Annotated in this window: 12 protein-coding genes; 7 read left to right on the top strand and 5 right to left on the bottom strand. The window is 61.3% G+C overall.

What is annotated here, in order from left to right:
- Positions 1-38: 38 nt before the first annotated feature.
- The 5 genes from H9627_RS01895 to H9627_RS01875 all read left to right on the top strand — a co-directional run bounded on the left by H9627_RS01895 (position 39) and on the right by H9627_RS01875 (position 6998).
- A complete protein-coding gene (locus H9627_RS01895; RefSeq protein ID WP_191732322.1) occupies positions 39-2894 on the top strand; it encodes an FAD-binding and (Fe-S)-binding domain-containing protein in 2856 nt (951 codons plus the stop codon).
- A 6-nt stretch (positions 2895-2900) separates the two neighbouring features.
- A complete protein-coding gene (locus H9627_RS01890; protein WP_191732321.1) occupies positions 2901-3827 on the top strand; it encodes an AEC family transporter in 927 nt (308 codons plus the stop codon).
- A 20-nt stretch (positions 3828-3847) separates the two neighbouring features.
- A complete protein-coding gene (locus H9627_RS01885) occupies positions 3848-4387 on the top strand; it encodes a hypothetical protein (RefSeq protein WP_225213352.1) in 540 nt (179 codons plus the stop codon).
- Positions 4388-4451: 64 nt separating this feature from the next.
- Complete coding sequence (locus H9627_RS01880; protein ID WP_191732320.1) at positions 4452-6299, top strand: BCCT family transporter; 1848 nt, start codon at positions 4452-4454, stop codon at positions 6297-6299.
- Between the two features lie 237 nt (positions 6300-6536).
- A complete protein-coding gene (locus H9627_RS01875) occupies positions 6537-6998 on the top strand; it encodes a DUF4383 domain-containing protein (protein WP_191732319.1) in 462 nt (153 codons plus the stop codon).
- 72 nt (positions 6999-7070) lie between these two features.
- Here H9627_RS01875 and H9627_RS01870 read toward each other — a convergent pair whose 3' ends face one another.
- The 5 genes from H9627_RS01870 to H9627_RS01850 form a co-directional block, all read right to left on the bottom strand.
- Positions 7071-7328 carry a hypothetical protein gene (locus H9627_RS01870; RefSeq protein WP_191732318.1) on the bottom strand — a complete coding sequence of 86 codons (258 nt, stop codon included), beginning with the start codon at positions 7326-7328 and terminating at the stop codon, positions 7071-7073.
- Between the two features lie 148 nt (positions 7329-7476).
- A complete protein-coding gene (locus H9627_RS01865) occupies positions 7477-9489 on the bottom strand; it encodes a nidogen-like domain-containing protein (RefSeq protein ID WP_191732317.1) in 2013 nt (670 codons plus the stop codon).
- Between the two features lie 387 nt (positions 9490-9876).
- A complete protein-coding gene (locus H9627_RS01860; protein WP_191732316.1) occupies positions 9877-10863 on the bottom strand; it encodes an LLM class flavin-dependent oxidoreductase in 987 nt (328 codons plus the stop codon).
- Positions 10864-10881: 18 nt separating this feature from the next.
- Positions 10882-12159, bottom strand: coding sequence for a branched-chain amino acid transport system II carrier protein (gene brnQ, locus H9627_RS01855; RefSeq protein ID WP_191732315.1), 1278 nt, complete (start codon positions 12157-12159; stop codon positions 10882-10884).
- Positions 12160-13266 carry a MalY/PatB family protein gene (locus H9627_RS01850; protein ID WP_191732314.1) on the bottom strand — a complete coding sequence of 369 codons (1107 nt, stop codon included), beginning with the start codon at positions 13264-13266 and terminating at the stop codon, positions 12160-12162.
- Positions 13267-13483: 217 nt separating this feature from the next.
- Here H9627_RS01850 and H9627_RS01845 point away from each other — a divergent pair, with 217 nt between their 5' ends.
- Both H9627_RS01845 and H9627_RS01840 read left to right on the top strand, forming a co-directional pair.
- The gene (locus H9627_RS01845; protein WP_225213351.1) at positions 13484-13843 is read left to right on the top strand and encodes a hypothetical protein; all 360 of its coding nucleotides are present in this window, start codon (positions 13484-13486) and stop codon (positions 13841-13843) included.
- A 106-nt stretch (positions 13844-13949) separates the two neighbouring features.
- Entirely contained in the window at positions 13950-14543 is a 594-nt protein-coding gene (locus tag H9627_RS01840) for a DUF3558 family protein (RefSeq protein ID WP_191732312.1), read from the top strand.
- The last annotated feature ends 244 nt before the right edge of the window (positions 14544-14787 follow it).

Genomic DNA, 14787 nt, shown 5'->3' with positions numbered 1-14787 from the left:
CCAGCCCAGACCGCAGCGCCAACCCCAGCGAGGTACCCATGACCCACACCATCAGGTTCGACCGACTCAGCCCGGAGGTCTACGCGAAACAATCACGGGCCGGGTTGCGGACCGACATGACCACGCGTGCGGCCTACACCTCGGATGCCAGCATCTTCCGTCGGGTGCCGGCTGCGGTGGCAGAACCCCGGACGGTCGAGGACATCCGTGATGCCATCGCGGTGGCCGTGGCCAAGGGATGGCCCATCGTGGGCCGGGGTGGGGGCTCCTCGGTGGCGGGTAACGCCATCGGGGAGGGCCTGATCATTGACACCTCGCGGTATTTCAACCGCATCCTGGACATCGATCCCGAGAACCGCACCGCCACCATCGAACCCGGTGTGGTGTGTGATGCCCTCCGTGATGCCGTCGCCCCCCTCGGACTGACCTACGGGCCCGATCCCTCCACCCACAACCGGTGCACCATCGGCGGGATGGTGGCCAACAATGCGTGCGGGTCGCATTCGGTGGCCTACGGCACGTCGGCGGACAACCTCGTGGATGTCACCCTCATGCTCGCCGACGGCAGGGAGGTCACGGTGAGTGAGACCGGGTGTGATGATCCGGATATCCACGCCCAGCTCACCGCGCTGGCAGCGGATCATGCGGACCTCATCGACCGGGAACTCGGGCGTTTTCCCCGCCAGGTCTCCGGTTACGGGCTCCACTATCTGGCCACCCACATGGCCCGGGCCATCGCGGGATCCGAGGGGACAATCGGCATCATCACCCGGCTCACGGTGAAGCTGGTGCCCACCCCGAAACGCACGGCGCTGGCGGTGCTGGCCTTTGACACCGTGTTTGAGGCCGCCCGCGTCGCCCATACGCTCCGCCTACCGGGTGTGGCCACCATCGAGGGCATGGGCGGTGATCTCCTGGCGGCCCTGCGGGCCAAGCAGGGGCAGGAAGAAGCCGGTGACACCCTCCCGGGCAATCGTCGGGGTATTCCCACCGGTGGTTGGCTCTACTGCGAAACCGGTGGCGACACCCTCGAGGAGGCACTCGACCGCGCGCAGCTTGTGGTCAGCACCGCCTCAACTGCCCCCCTCATCGATCATCACGTCACCCACGACCCGGGCGAGATGCGCGAGTTGTGGCGGATCAGGGAATCGTCGGCAGGCATCGTCACCCGCCTGTCCGACGGGGGAGAGGCGTGGCCCAACTGGGAAGATTCCGCCGTGCCACCGGAGCACCTCGCTGATTACCTCCGGGATCTGTACGCGCTGATGGATAAATATGGCTACCGGGGCATCCCCTTCGGGCACTTCGGGGAAGGATGCGTCCATGTGCGGATCAGCTTCGACTTCGCCACCTCGGAGGGGGTGGTGAATTTCCACGCCTTCATGAATGAGGCCGCCGATCTGGTGACCTCCTACGGCGGAAGCCTGTCGGGTGAACACGGCGATGGCCGCGCCCGGTCCGCGCTGTTGGATCGCATGTACTCCACGGAGATGCGCGAATTATTCCAGCAGTTCAAGCTCATCTTCGATCCCGAGCGTATCTTCAACCCCGGTGTGCTGGTGTGGGCTGATCCCATCACCCGGGGTCTGCGGATGGACCCGGGGCAGCGCGCACTGGCCATCACGCCTGTTCATAAGCTCGAGCATGATCAGGGATCGCTGGTCAACGCCGTCAACCGGTGTGTGGGGGTGTCCTCCTGCCGTTCGGAATCAGGTGCCATGTGCCCGTCGTTCCAGATCACCGGCGATGAGGTGCACTCCACCCGCGGTCGGGCACGGGTGTTGTCCGAGATGTTCCGCGGTGAATCCGTCACCGGGGGATACCGCAGCGAGGAGGTCCATGAGGCCCTCGATCTCTGCCTGTCCTGTAAGGCCTGCGCCTCGGAATGCCCGGTCAATGTGGATATGGCCACCTACAAGGCCGAGTTCCTCCACCACCACTACAAGGGGCGCGTGCGCCCCGGGGCGCACTATGTGATGGGGTGGTTGCCGTTGTTGGCGCACCTCGCGCACAAGGTCCCCGGCCTGCCCACGCTTATCGACGCCTCCCTGTCCTCCCCCGTTATCACCCCGGTGATCAGACGACTCGGTGGTCTGGCGGATCGCCCACTGATCGGTTTCGCCCGCCGACCCCTGCGCAGACATCCCCGCACACAGCGCAACGGGGAGACCGTGGTGTTATGGCCGGATTCCTTCACCACCAACCTGGATACGGGACCGGGCAGGGCAGCCATCACCGTGCTGGAGTCACTCGGGTACACCGTGGTCATCCCCGATGGTTTTGTCTGCTGCGGTCTGACCTGGCATTCCACCGGGCAGCTGGGTATGACACGCCGGGTGCTGGAACACACAGCCCGCGTGATGAAACCCTATCTGGATCAGGGGTTGACCGTGATCGGTCTGGAACCATCCTGCACCGTCATGCTCACCCATGAGACCACCGGTCTGGTGGACAACCCGGACCTTGCACGTCTGGCGGAACTGACCACCTCCTTCGCCGAGTTCATCGCACCCGGGATCCGCCGGCTGGTCGAGGAAGACAAACTGCGTCCCGCGAACACCACCGCGCTGACGCAGGTCCACTGCCATGAACAGTCCCTGGGGGATCCCCACCATGCGGCCCTCCTGCTGGAGGCACTGGGGATCGATGAGGAACAGATCGCCACCGGATGCTGTGGCCTGGCCGGTAACTGGGGATTCGAAAAGGACCACACGGAGATGTCGTTCGCCCTGGGGGAGCGGGAGTTGTTCCCGAAGGTCCGACAGGCAACAGGCCATGTGATCGCCGATGGGTTCTCCTGCAGAACCCAGATCGAACAGGGCACCGGCACCACTGCCACCCACATCGCGGAGATCATCCTGGACATCCTCCGAGACAACGGCGTGGCAGAATAACCACCTATGCAACAGGTCCTGCTAGGTTTCACCGTGGTCTTCCTCGTCATCGGTGTCGGTGTCATCCTCGGCCGGACCGGTGCGCTGGGTAAGGGGGCGCAACGGCCCCTGGGCCTGTTCGTCTATTACGTGGCCACCCCGGCGCTGCTGTTCGACAAAGTCACCGAGGCTGATCCGGCGGAGATCTTCTCCGCCAACTTCGTGGTCATCGCCCTGTCCGCACTCATCGTCGGCGTCCTGTTCTTCTTGCTCATGCGGTTCATCCTGCACAGGGACACGGCGGATTCCATCGTGGGCATGCTGGCGTCCTCCTACGCCAATGCCGGTAACCTCGGTATTCCCCTGGCCGCCTATGTGCTGGATGATTTCACGGTCGTCGTGCCCGTCATCCTCTTCCAGGTGGCGTTCTACGCACCGGTGACGCTGACCGCCCTGGATCTGGTCCACGGCCCGCGCAGCACCAACCTGGTGAAGAACCTCATCCTCACCCCCTTGTCCAACACCATGGTGCTGGCGGCCATCGCCGGGATCGTGGTGTCCCTGGCACAGCTCGATGTGCCCACCGTCATTGCCCAGCCCGTGGCCATGCTGGCCGGGGCATCGGTGCCGTTGGCACTGGTGGTCTTCGGGCTGTCCCTGTCGCATGCCCGGATCCTGCAAAAGGGTGAGGTGGCGCGCCGGGATGTGTTCCTGGCGGCGGCGTTCAAGAACATCCTGCATCCCATCATCGCCTACGCCTTGGCGCGGGCCTTCGGCATGGAGGGCACTGCACTGATGGCGGCGGTGGTGCTGGGGGCACTGCCCACCGCCCAGAATGTCTACACCTACGCCCTGCGATTCCGGACCTCGGAGACGATGGCCAGGGACACAGGGGTGGTCTCCACACTGGTTTCCTTCCCCATAATGGTGATTATCTCGGTGGTTCTGGGCTGACACGGATACGATAAATCCCCATGAAGGCTGTCAAGGTCCGCACGGGCACCAGGGCGCTCCTCACGTCGAGGGCGATGATGACCTGTGTGCTGTTTGTACTCATGTGCCTGCCGTTTCTGTTGTATTTCCTCAACGGCTGGAATGAGGGGACGGGGACGATGCGCACCCTGTTCGGTATTGCAGCCGTCGCCCCGGCGTGCGGACTGGTTGCCGCCCTGGGGTCGATGCTCGTGGTGTGGTGGCGGCGTCGTAAAGCGGTGTTGGTGGTGGGGGACCAGGTCCACATCCCCCGGACCGGGGTGTCCTTCCCGATCACCGAGCTGGCCACGGTACAGCTGTGGTCCGATCGGACCCCGCGGTCCTATGTGGCGCTGCTGCCCGCGCATGTCACCGAACGCGCGGAGACCACCGGGATACGATCGATCCAGCCCTATGTGGTGGCCCTGCCCCGGGGCGTGGAACCCCCACCCTATGAGCTCGCTGACCTGCTGATGGAGCGCAACTCCGGCATCACCGTCACCCGCCTCGGCGCGTTGTCACACGGGTTGGTGAAACGGTGACATCAGTCACTGATATAGGCTTTCGGTTATCTATTTTCCTTGTCCTCTAGACGAAAACAGTGACATGAGCCAAAAAATAACGATCTCGCAGGACCCTGAAGAGAAACATTTTCTGGGTCTGAAGTCCGACCCCTTCATCTTCCTGCTGTCCGTGGGGATCATCGTGACCTTCGTGGTTGCCACCGTGATCCTGGGGGATACCGCCCGCGAGGGATTCAGTGCGGTGGCCGGATGGCTGCTGGAGAACCTCGGGTGGATGTATGTCGGTGGTGTGTCCCTCATCCTCGTCTTCCTCATCGGCATCTTCGCCTCCCGCTACGGGCGTGTGAAACTCGGCGATGATGATGATGAACCCGAGCACCGGCTGGTGGTGTGGTTCTCCATGCTGTTCGCCGGTGGTGTGGGTGCGGTGCTGATGTTCTGGGGTGTCGCCGAACCCATCAACCACGCCTTCAATGTGCCCATGGTCAATGAGGAGCCGATGAGTGAGGCTGCCATCGAGCAGGCCTTCGCGTTCACCTTCTATCACTTCGGTATCCACATGTGGGTGGTGATGACCCTGCCGGGTCTGGCGCTGGGATATTTCATCTACAAGCGCAAACTGCCGCCGCGCCTGTCGTCGGTGTTCGCGCCCCTGCTGGGTCGCCGCATCTACTCCACCCCGGGCAAACTCATCGACGTGCTCGCCATCGTGGGCACGACCTTCGGCATTGCGGTGTCGGTGGGCCTGGGTGTGCTGCAGATCAACTCCGGCATGAACAAGCTGTGGGGCACCCCGATCGCATCCTGGACCCAGATTCTGGTCATCCTGGTGATCACCATCGTGGCGTGTATCTCCGTGGCCTCCGGTCTGGAGAAGGGCATCAAACTGCTGTCCAACATCAACATCGCCGCGGCTGTGGCACTGATGGTGTTCATCCTGCTCACCGGCCCCACCCTCACCCTGATCCGGTTTGTGGTGGAGGCCTTCGGCATCTACGCCGGCTGGCTGCCGGACATTATGTTCTGGGCCGATTCCTTCCAGGACAATCCCGGGTGGCAGGGTAAGTGGACCGTATTCTACTGGGCCTGGACCATCTGTTGGTCACCCTATGTGGGCATGTTCATCGCCCGCATCTCCCGTGGCCGCACCGTCCGTGAATTCATCGGTGGTGCCTTGGCGCTGCCCGCCATCTTCGGCGTGATCTGGTTCGCCATCTTCGGGCGCGCGGGCATCGAGCTGGAGCTGAACAACCCCGGTTACCTCACCCAACCGGTCGTGGTGGAGGGTGACGTGCCGGCCGCGCTGTTCAACCTCCTGGCCGCCTATCCGCTGACGGGTATCGTGTCCGCGTTCGCGCTCATGATCATCGTGATCTTCTTCATCACCTCCATCGACTCCGCGGCCCTGGTCAATGACATGTTCGCCACCGGTGAGGAGAACAAGACCCCCACCAGTTACCGCATCATGTGGGCCTGCACCATCGGCGCGGTGGCCGGATCCCTGTTGATCATCTCGCCGGAATCCGGCATCGCCACCCTGCAGGAGGTGGTGATCATCGTCGCCTTCCCGTTCTTCCTGGTGCAGTTCATCATGATGTACTCCCTGCTCAAGGGCATGAGTGAGGATGCCGCGGCCACCCGTCGTGTGCAGACCCGTAAGTGGGAGAAGACCGACACCCCGGAGAAACTCGAGGAGCATCAGTCCCGCCCCGCGCCGGGGTATGACGAGGACGGCAACCCGCTGCCGATCCCGGCCCTCGAGCACGACGAGGACGGCAATATCCGCATCCCGGGCAATGTGGTCATCGGTGGTGATCTCGGTGTCGTGGGTGATGTGGTCGACGATCCCGATGATGCCCAGGACATGGAGGACCGCTTCAAGATCGTCGAGCAGACCCGTCCGCTGTCCCGGGACGACTACAAGGGCTAAATGCCCGCAACACGCTTGTCGATGCCCCGCCGCCACCCACCGTGGCAGCGGGGATTTTCGTACCACGAACTATTTATTGATAGTAACTATTTCAGTAAATTGTTACGCTGGTCATGCCGTGACAGTGACGCCTGGGGCGCATGAGAACCTGCTTCACCTCGCGGCATGTGCCTCGTCACTGATGCGCGAATCGATCCTCCGTCGAATCCGCGGTCGGCCGACACGAAAGGTACAGACATGTCAATACCTACCCAGTCCGACACACGCACTACCGCCACCTCCGCCAAGCGCACCCCCGTCCAAATCGCCGCCCTCGTTGTGGGAGTTCTCTTCCTCCTGGTCGGCATCGCCGGTTTCATTCCCGGCCTGACCCAGAACCTGGGTGACCTGCAGTTCGCAGGCCACGAGGGCCATGCCATGCTCCTGGGTATCTTCCACGTGTCCATCCTCCACAACATCGTGCACCTGCTCTTCGGCGTCGCCGGCGTGGCCCTGGCCCGCACCCCGAACGCCGCCCGTCAGTTCCTGCTGTGGGGTGGCGTCATCTACCTGGGCCTGTTCGTCTACGGCCTGATCATCGACTTCGATTCCGCCGCCAACTTCGTACCTCTGAGCGATGCCAACAATTGGCTGCACCTCGCCCTCGGCCTGGCCATGGTGGCACTGTCCTTCCTTCCCCGCCACCGCGATCGCGTCTGACCGCGCTTATCGACGCCCCGACCCCCGCCACCACGCACCGTGGCAGCGGGGGTCGCGGTTGTCTGTGGGGGACTAGCAGGCGCGGGTGTCATGCAGCCCGCACTGCGGGATACCGATTGCAGAGGAGAGGATCGAGCTGCCGATCACCGGAACTGCGAAGAGGAGCCAGAGGGCGCTCTGGATGGGTTCCGGCAGGACGGAGGAGAGCATCTCCGTGGTGAACTGGGGTGCGGGGACTTCTGACTGTGCCTGGGCTGGTGTGGCTATGACACCGCTGAGCAGGGCTGCGGTGGACAGGGCCACCACGGCAGAACGGAATCGATGGGACATGGGGTCCTCCTTGAGATGCGTTGAGGTGCTATTACCCTCAAACCTATCAGTGCAATAGGCGCGATGGTATGGGTACTCCCTCGCTGAAACAGGGCCACCGCCGTGGTCGCGGGACCACGGCGGTGGGAAAGTGAGCTGGAGGGTGAGGTTAGCTGCTGTTCCTATTCAAGAAGGAGGTGATCCAGTCGAAGAAGATCTTGAACACGCCACCGATGCCGGATATCACACTCACGATGCCATCAAGGACTGAGCTGCCGGTTGAGGAACCCCCGGGCTCGGGCTGGGGCGTGGGGTCCGGGTCTGGATCTGGGTCTGGATCTGGGTCGGGGCCGGGATCCGTAGAGTACAGGGTCAGGACGAGATCAAGGTGCTCCGGCGGAACGGGCAGGACATCTGTCCAGGCCAGTTCACTGCCGTCCTCCGCGAGGTAACCCGGAGCAGAGGCACTCACTCGGTAGTAACCGGGGACGGTGTCCCAGGAGAAACGTCCCTGGGCATCGGTGCGGTCGGGGTTGGTGCGGTTACTCGGTGAGAGCAGTGCACTGCCGTCAGGGATCTGTTCGAAGGGCCCGTCCGGGTTGTCGGAACGGTAGATGATCACCTCGGCCTCAGCGATGGGTCGTCCGTTCTGGTCGACCACAGTTCCGGCAGGGTCGATGTAGATATCAAAGGTGAGCGCAACACCATTGACGTAGATGACCACCTGTGCCAGACCCGACTGCGCGCTCGCGGCCAACAGGCTGGAGACCGTGGCGGTGAACAGTCTGGGCTGGGTTGAGCTCTCTGCGAAGTCGCCGGCGAGCAGAACAGTGCCATCCTGGACGATCTCGAAGGTGACGGTTGCCCCGGGAGCTGCGGTGTGGGTGATCTCGAAGGGGTCATCCCAGTAGATCGAAGGAATGCCGGATGTCTGTTCCACACCCTGATCAATGACCGTGCCCGCAGGGATGGTCCGCGGTCCGCTGAGAGTGAAGTTCACTGTCAGTGGGGTGCCGATGGCGGTGGTCACTGACCGCGCCGGCGCATCCAAAGCGCTATCGCTCGGTGGGCTCACACGGACCGTGGCTGGCCCTGCACCCAGGCCACTGAGGGCATAGGACCCATTGGGGCCGGTAATGGTGTTGGAGCTCCAGGATCCGTCCTGGGCGATGATGGAGACAATCGCACCGGCGATGGGCTGCTCCGAATCGTCGGTGACGGTGCCCGTGACGTTACCTGCAATGACATCGGGGCCCTCGGAACGGATGGGGAAGGTATAACGGCCCGGGGTACTCAGGGACCCAATGCTGTTGGTGAACAGTGCGCGTTCCCCGCCATCGGTGAGGGCGGTGCTCACACCGGATCCCGCGAGTTCGAAGAAGGTGCCCTCGACGCCGGTACCCAGGGAGTACCCGACGCGGACGGGATTACCACCGAATCCGTCGGTGCCACCGGAGGCACTGCCGGTTTCCCATCCGATGGAGCCGTAGTTGAAGGTGATGTCGAAGTCACCCTCCCGGTAGGCGGGCCCCGAGCGTTCGGTCAGAACAAGCTGGGCAGAGATCAGCTTATCGCTTTGGGAATTGTAATAACCGACATCAATCCAGTTGACCACGAACTGGCTGCCATCGGGGCTGGCACCATAGGTGACCAGAGCGGAATTCGCTCCGCGGGTGTCGATGTCGGCGAAGAACGGAGCGATAATGGGAATGTTGGTACTACCAGTCAGTGCGAAGGGGGTGTAGGTACTCATCGGCTGATTGAAGGTGACATTGCCGTTGTTGTTCACATAGAGGGCGGAGTAGTGATTGCCGAAGAAGTTGATGGGAAACGGCAGTGTAACCAGCGGCGAAGAACCATCATCATTGCGGCGGACCTCATCGAGAACCCAGCCGTCGGTGGACACCAGGGCAGGGGCTTCCGGCCGGGCCTGGGCCACCGCAAAGGTGGACATCATGTCGGTTTCAGGAGCTGGCCCTCCGAAGGCCTCCAATTCCTTGGGCGTCACGACATTAATGGTGGCTGGGGGAGAAACCTCATCCTCCTGGGCCACGGCAGGAGACGCTCCGGAGAGGATGAGGGCAACGATGGCGATGAGAGCGGTGATGACCGCAGCGAGGGAAGTGCGGAGGGGTGATGAGGGGGATTGTTGTATCAGATTGGGCGAGGGTGGGGGATACACAGGGAATCCTTACTGTGAAGGCGCTGGCAAAAATGCGCGAGACAAGGGAAGAACTCTGAAAATAATCACGCAATACCCAGGCAGGACTATCGCTGTGCATTGCCCTGCTTTTCTGGCTTGCTTCAATAGTAGGTTCCTGTTGTCGAGCCCCAGCCAACTATCAACTTCACTACACCCGTATATATCTGCAGGTGGGAACGTTTTATGAAGGTCTGTTCCCCCGGCCCGCTGCTCTCTTAGGGGATTCTCAGTATTGAAAACGGCGCTCCCCGCTGTCCGGGCATCCCTAGCTGGGATAAGGAAAGGTGGGGAACCGATGGGGAAAATTCCGGGAAAAGACTGAATTTAAGCTGTGTTTTCAGTACGTTTGTCCTGGTGGGGGGATGGTTAGGCCCGGAACCATGCCTCCGCGAGAATCTCCATGCTGCGCGAGGTCGCCTCGGTGCCGGGGGACTGCAGGGAAATCATGAGCTCATCGGCTTGGGCTGTCTTGGTGAAGTCATCAAGGAAATCCCCGACCTCGGTTCCGGTGCCGATGGCGGTGTAACGGAGCATGTCCACGATCTGTCGACCCGAGGGGGAATCCATGATGGCATCCAGCTGCTCATCAGTGATGGTGGCGCGTCCGCGGACCGCCATGCTGCGCACCCTGGCCCGTGCCACGGTGGCGAAATGCTCCCGGGCAAGTTCGACGGTATCCGCGGCGGTCACGTTGACCGCGGCGATGACATACGGCTCCGGGTGCTGCTCCGAGGGCTGGTAGTTCTCCCGGTAGGTGGACACCGCCTGCTCCAGATGGGTGGGGGCGAAGTGGGACGCAAAGGAGTACGGCATGCCGAGCTGGGCAGCCAGCTGCGCGCCGAAGAGGGAGGAACCCAGGATGTAGAGCGGCACATTGGTGCCCTTGCCGGGGATCGCCTCCACACCGGGCAGACGGGAGCGGCCGGCCAGGTAGGACTGCAGCTCGACGACATCCTGCGGGAAGTATTCGGCGGAGGAGGGTTCGCGTCGCAAAGCGCGCAGGGTGTTCATGTCCGTGCCCGGGGCACGGCCCAGGCCGAGATCAATGCGGTCCGGGTAGAGCTCCGCGAGGGTGCCGAACTGCTCCGCGATCACGTAGGGGGAGTGGTTGGGCAACATGACACCACCCGCACCGAGACGGATGGTGTTAGTGTGCGCGCCGATGTGAGAGATGAGCACCGCAGGAGCCGAGGAAGAGATGGTGGGCATGTTGTGGTGCTCGGCGTACCAGATGCGCTTGAAGCCCAGGGCTTCCGCTTTCTGTGCCATGGCGACGGAGCGTTTGAAACTGTCACCGGGGCGTTCACCTTCGAAGATGGTGGCAAAGTCGATGAGTGAAAGTGGCACAGACATTAATCGTTCCTTCTCAGTCTAGGTATTTACTGCAGCCTTCTCTTCAACCGGGGTGCGTGTCCTGTTATTCCAATCCGCGACCATGCCCAGAACGGACATGAGAGCAACGGGGACAACCCAGCCCAGCTGCACGCTGTGCAGTGGTGCCCATTCGATGAAGGGGATCAGGGCGGGCACGCTCATGAAGAACGCCCACACCACGGAGGTCCAGATGCCCAGCAGGAAGGTGTAGTGGAAACGGAACAGCAGCGGTTCCAGCAGTGTGAGTACCACCAGGGTGATGGCGGCGGGGTAGATAAACGTGATGATCGGAGCTGCGATGGACAGGACCGTCTCCAGGCCCAGGGTGGCAACAGCGAAGGAGATCACCGCGAACAGCACAGCCCACACGTGATAACGGATACCCGGCAGCAGGGAATTGAAGAACTCCGAGGTGGCGGTGATCAGACCAATGGCCGTGGTCAGGCAGGCCAGCACCACGATGACGGCGAACACCCACTGGCCGGTTCCTCCCATGGTCTGCTCGGCGGCGTGGTTGAGGATGGCGGTGCCGTCGGCGTGGTTACCACCGGCGACACGACCCACCGCCCCGAGTCCCAAATAGACCGCGGCCAGCAAGCCACCTGCGATGAGGGCCGCGTACACCGTTGCTGTGCGGACCTTCTTCACCTTCTGATACTTGAAGGCGGAGATAACCACGATGCCGAAGGCCAGGGCGGCAATCGAATCCATCGTCATGTAACCCTCGAACAATCCGGCACCGACGGCCTGCTCCGCGTAGGCCCCGCGTGGCTCAGCAGGCGTACCGGTCAGCATGGACAGTGACAGGACCACCAGCAGCAGGATGAGGAGCAGCAGGGCAGGGGTGAGCCACTTGCCCAGTTTGTTGGCGACCCCGTTCGGGTTCCAAGACAGTGCCAGTGCGACACCGAAGAAGACGAAGTTGAAGATGCCCGAGTAGAGAATGCTGTCGGCACCGACGGCGGTGGAGTAACTCACCGCACCGGTGCGGGGCAGCGCATAAAATGCGCCGATGGACAGGTAGGCCAGGATGGGGAAAGCAAGCCCGAACACCTTACCGGCGCGTGAGGCCATGTCCCGGACATCATTTCCGGAGACCACCACCGCGATGATGGCGACCACCGGAAGCAGAACGCCCGTGGACAGGAAGCCAATGATCGCAGGAAGGTACGCCATACCTGATTCCTGTCCGAGCATGGGCGGGAAGATGAGGTTTCCAGCTCCGAAGAACATGGAAAACAACATCAGTGATGTGACAAGTACGGCTTTTTTCATTTAGAGAACGCTGGCGATACGGCGTAGACCCTCCTCAAGGGTTTCACGGGAACATGCAAAATTGAGGCGCGCGCAGTTTGTAAAATCGCCGAAAGCTGCACCGTCATTCAGCATGACTTTACCCTCTTCCCGCAAAATGATAGAAGGGCTCTCTGAAATCTCAGTCCCTGAGAAGTCCAACCACATCAGATAGGTAGCATCAGGAACATATACCTTGACACCCAGTTTTTCCAGCTCAGCGGCCGCATAGTCCCTGTTTTCCCGGAGGTATTTCAGGGATTCATCGAGGTAGGGTTCGCCCTCGTTGTAGACCGTTTCAGCGGCGATCAAACCGAGAATGGACACGCCATCGCGGGTGATACCGGACAGTTTCTTCCACGTCTTCACATCATTTTTATTGGTGAAGAAGATCTGGGCACACTTCAGGCCGGCGGTATTCCAGGCCTTGGAGGTGGCGGTGATGGTGATGCACGCCTCCGCTGCATTGTCAGATACACCGGCGGCCACCACGTGGGTTCCTTCAAAGACCAGTGGTGCATGGATCTCATCCACGATCACGCGGGCCTCGTATTTCACCGCCAGGTCGGTGAGCTCACGGATGAACTCCTCACCGAAGACGGTGCCCAGTGGGTTGTGCGGATTGCAGAAGAGAATGGATCCCGCGCCGTCGGCGAACGCCTCCTCGATCTCATTGAGGTTGAACTTGTAGGCATCCAGGTAGATGACCTTGCGGCCGGTGACCTTGGGCAGCTCGATGAAGGGAGGGTAGGCGGGGATGGGAACGATGACGGCGGAACCCGGTTTGGTGAAGTGCTCGATGGCCAACTGCAGACCACGCACCACGTCCGGGATGGCGAATACATGGTTCGGTTTCGGGGCGAAACCGTACCGGCGTTCATAGAAACCCACTAACGCCTCGGGTAGGCCGGTGCGGTCTGGGGGATAGCCGAAGACTTCACGCTCGACGGCATCGGCGAGAGCCTCCTTGAGGGGTGGGCAAGTACCGAAATCGCTCTCGGCAACCCACAGGGGCAGCACGTCTTCGTCATAACGGGTCCATTTGAGGGTGCGGCGATTTTGCAATTCTTGGAGTTCTGGGAAGCGCATAGGCTCTAGGCTAGTAAACTTTCCAAAAGTATCGATGAATTCTAAGGAGCCCGAAGTGAAGTTGAGGATTATTCCAGTGCTTGCAGCAACTGCACTTTTGGCAGGTTGCTCCGGGGATAGCGCTGGTGAGGGGGGAGCTGTGACCCCCACTGAATCAATTGTCGTGACCACTTCGGAGACCCCCACCTTTGAACCGCAGCAGGTAGATCCTGTGTTAATGGATGAGGGGGAGGATGTTGCCGAAGACCCCGGTTTGAACATCCGCGTCCATTTCCAGGGCACCGGTTACGGTACCAACGGCGGTTCTGTCATCTACGTGGCCGTCACCAACCTCAACGAGGTTCCCCTCCCCACCGACGCATTCGAACGCCCCGTATTGAAGATCGTCGACTACGACGGTGATCTCATGGAGATCGAACCCATCGAAGGCGACGACAACATTCCCCTCGATCTACCCCTGGGGGCAGGCGCCACCACCAACCTGCAGTGGGCCTACAACACCTCCAACGGATCCCTCTGGGCTGCTCAGTTCCAGATCGGCAACGTCATCTTCGACGGCAACCTGAACAACCTCTAGAAAAACTTTTCTCCCCCAGGGAACCTTCCCCCGAGTTCCGCAGTCTAAGTCACTGAGTACCTTCACCGTACTCACTCACAGACCACGAAACTCTGGGGGTTTTCCCATGCACCGAACCGGCCCGATCCTCCTGGCCGCTGTTGCCCTACTCACAGGTTGTTCACCGGGGAGCAGCACACCAGCCACCGTCACCGTTCCCTCCCCGGCACCCGCCGCAGCAACCTCATCCGCCGAATCCACCACCCCTACCGACCCAGGCATCTTCGCCAGCCAGTTCCACCCCTGCGAGGTATTCACCGAAGAGCAATTCGCAGAGGCGGGGTTGGGCGTGCGATCTCGGGCCGCTGAAGACCCCCAAAGTGTTGTTAAGTCATGTGGCTTCGGACTGCCGGGACCTAACGATGTCGGTGGCAATGTCTTGGTGGCTACCGACCGGATCAGCTGGTCAGAAGTAGCAGCGCAAGGGTTGGAGCCGGAATATTGGTCGGAAACCGAAATCGAAGGGGTGTATACCCACAAGATGCCAGGCCAAATCCGGCGGTGCGGGGCGGCTATAGACGTTGAATGGGGTCGCTTATTGATCAGTTACCAAGAGTTTGGTGAAGGCTGGGATCGAAGCAAACTGTGTTCGCATCCTGTCGAAATTCTGAAATATTTAATAACTCAATCTGGGGGAATTGATGCAGCTCAAAGTAGATAAGAGTGCAATTGACAATGTTCTTGATGAACTAGAGGTGCTATTTGCTAATACAGCTACCGCTACGAACGTTGCGTCAGCAAACGTTCTTAGCAGTGGATACTCCACCGTTTCAGGCCTAGACCAGCTCGGCGCCAACCATGGCAATGTGCTCAATGGGGGAGCAGGGTCAGCGGAGGTTGTTCTGACGTCTTACGCGGAACAGATCCAGTGGCTCCGCAATGCGCTCAAGGCCTCGGTGGAGGCT

It is taken from the genome of Corynebacterium gallinarum (genome assembly GCF_014837045.1).
GTDB classification, from domain to species: Bacteria; Actinomycetota; Actinomycetes; order Mycobacteriales; family Mycobacteriaceae; genus Corynebacterium; species Corynebacterium gallinarum.
The sequence above is the reverse complement of the archived record's forward strand: the minus strand, read 5'-3'. Positions and strand labels throughout refer to the sequence as shown.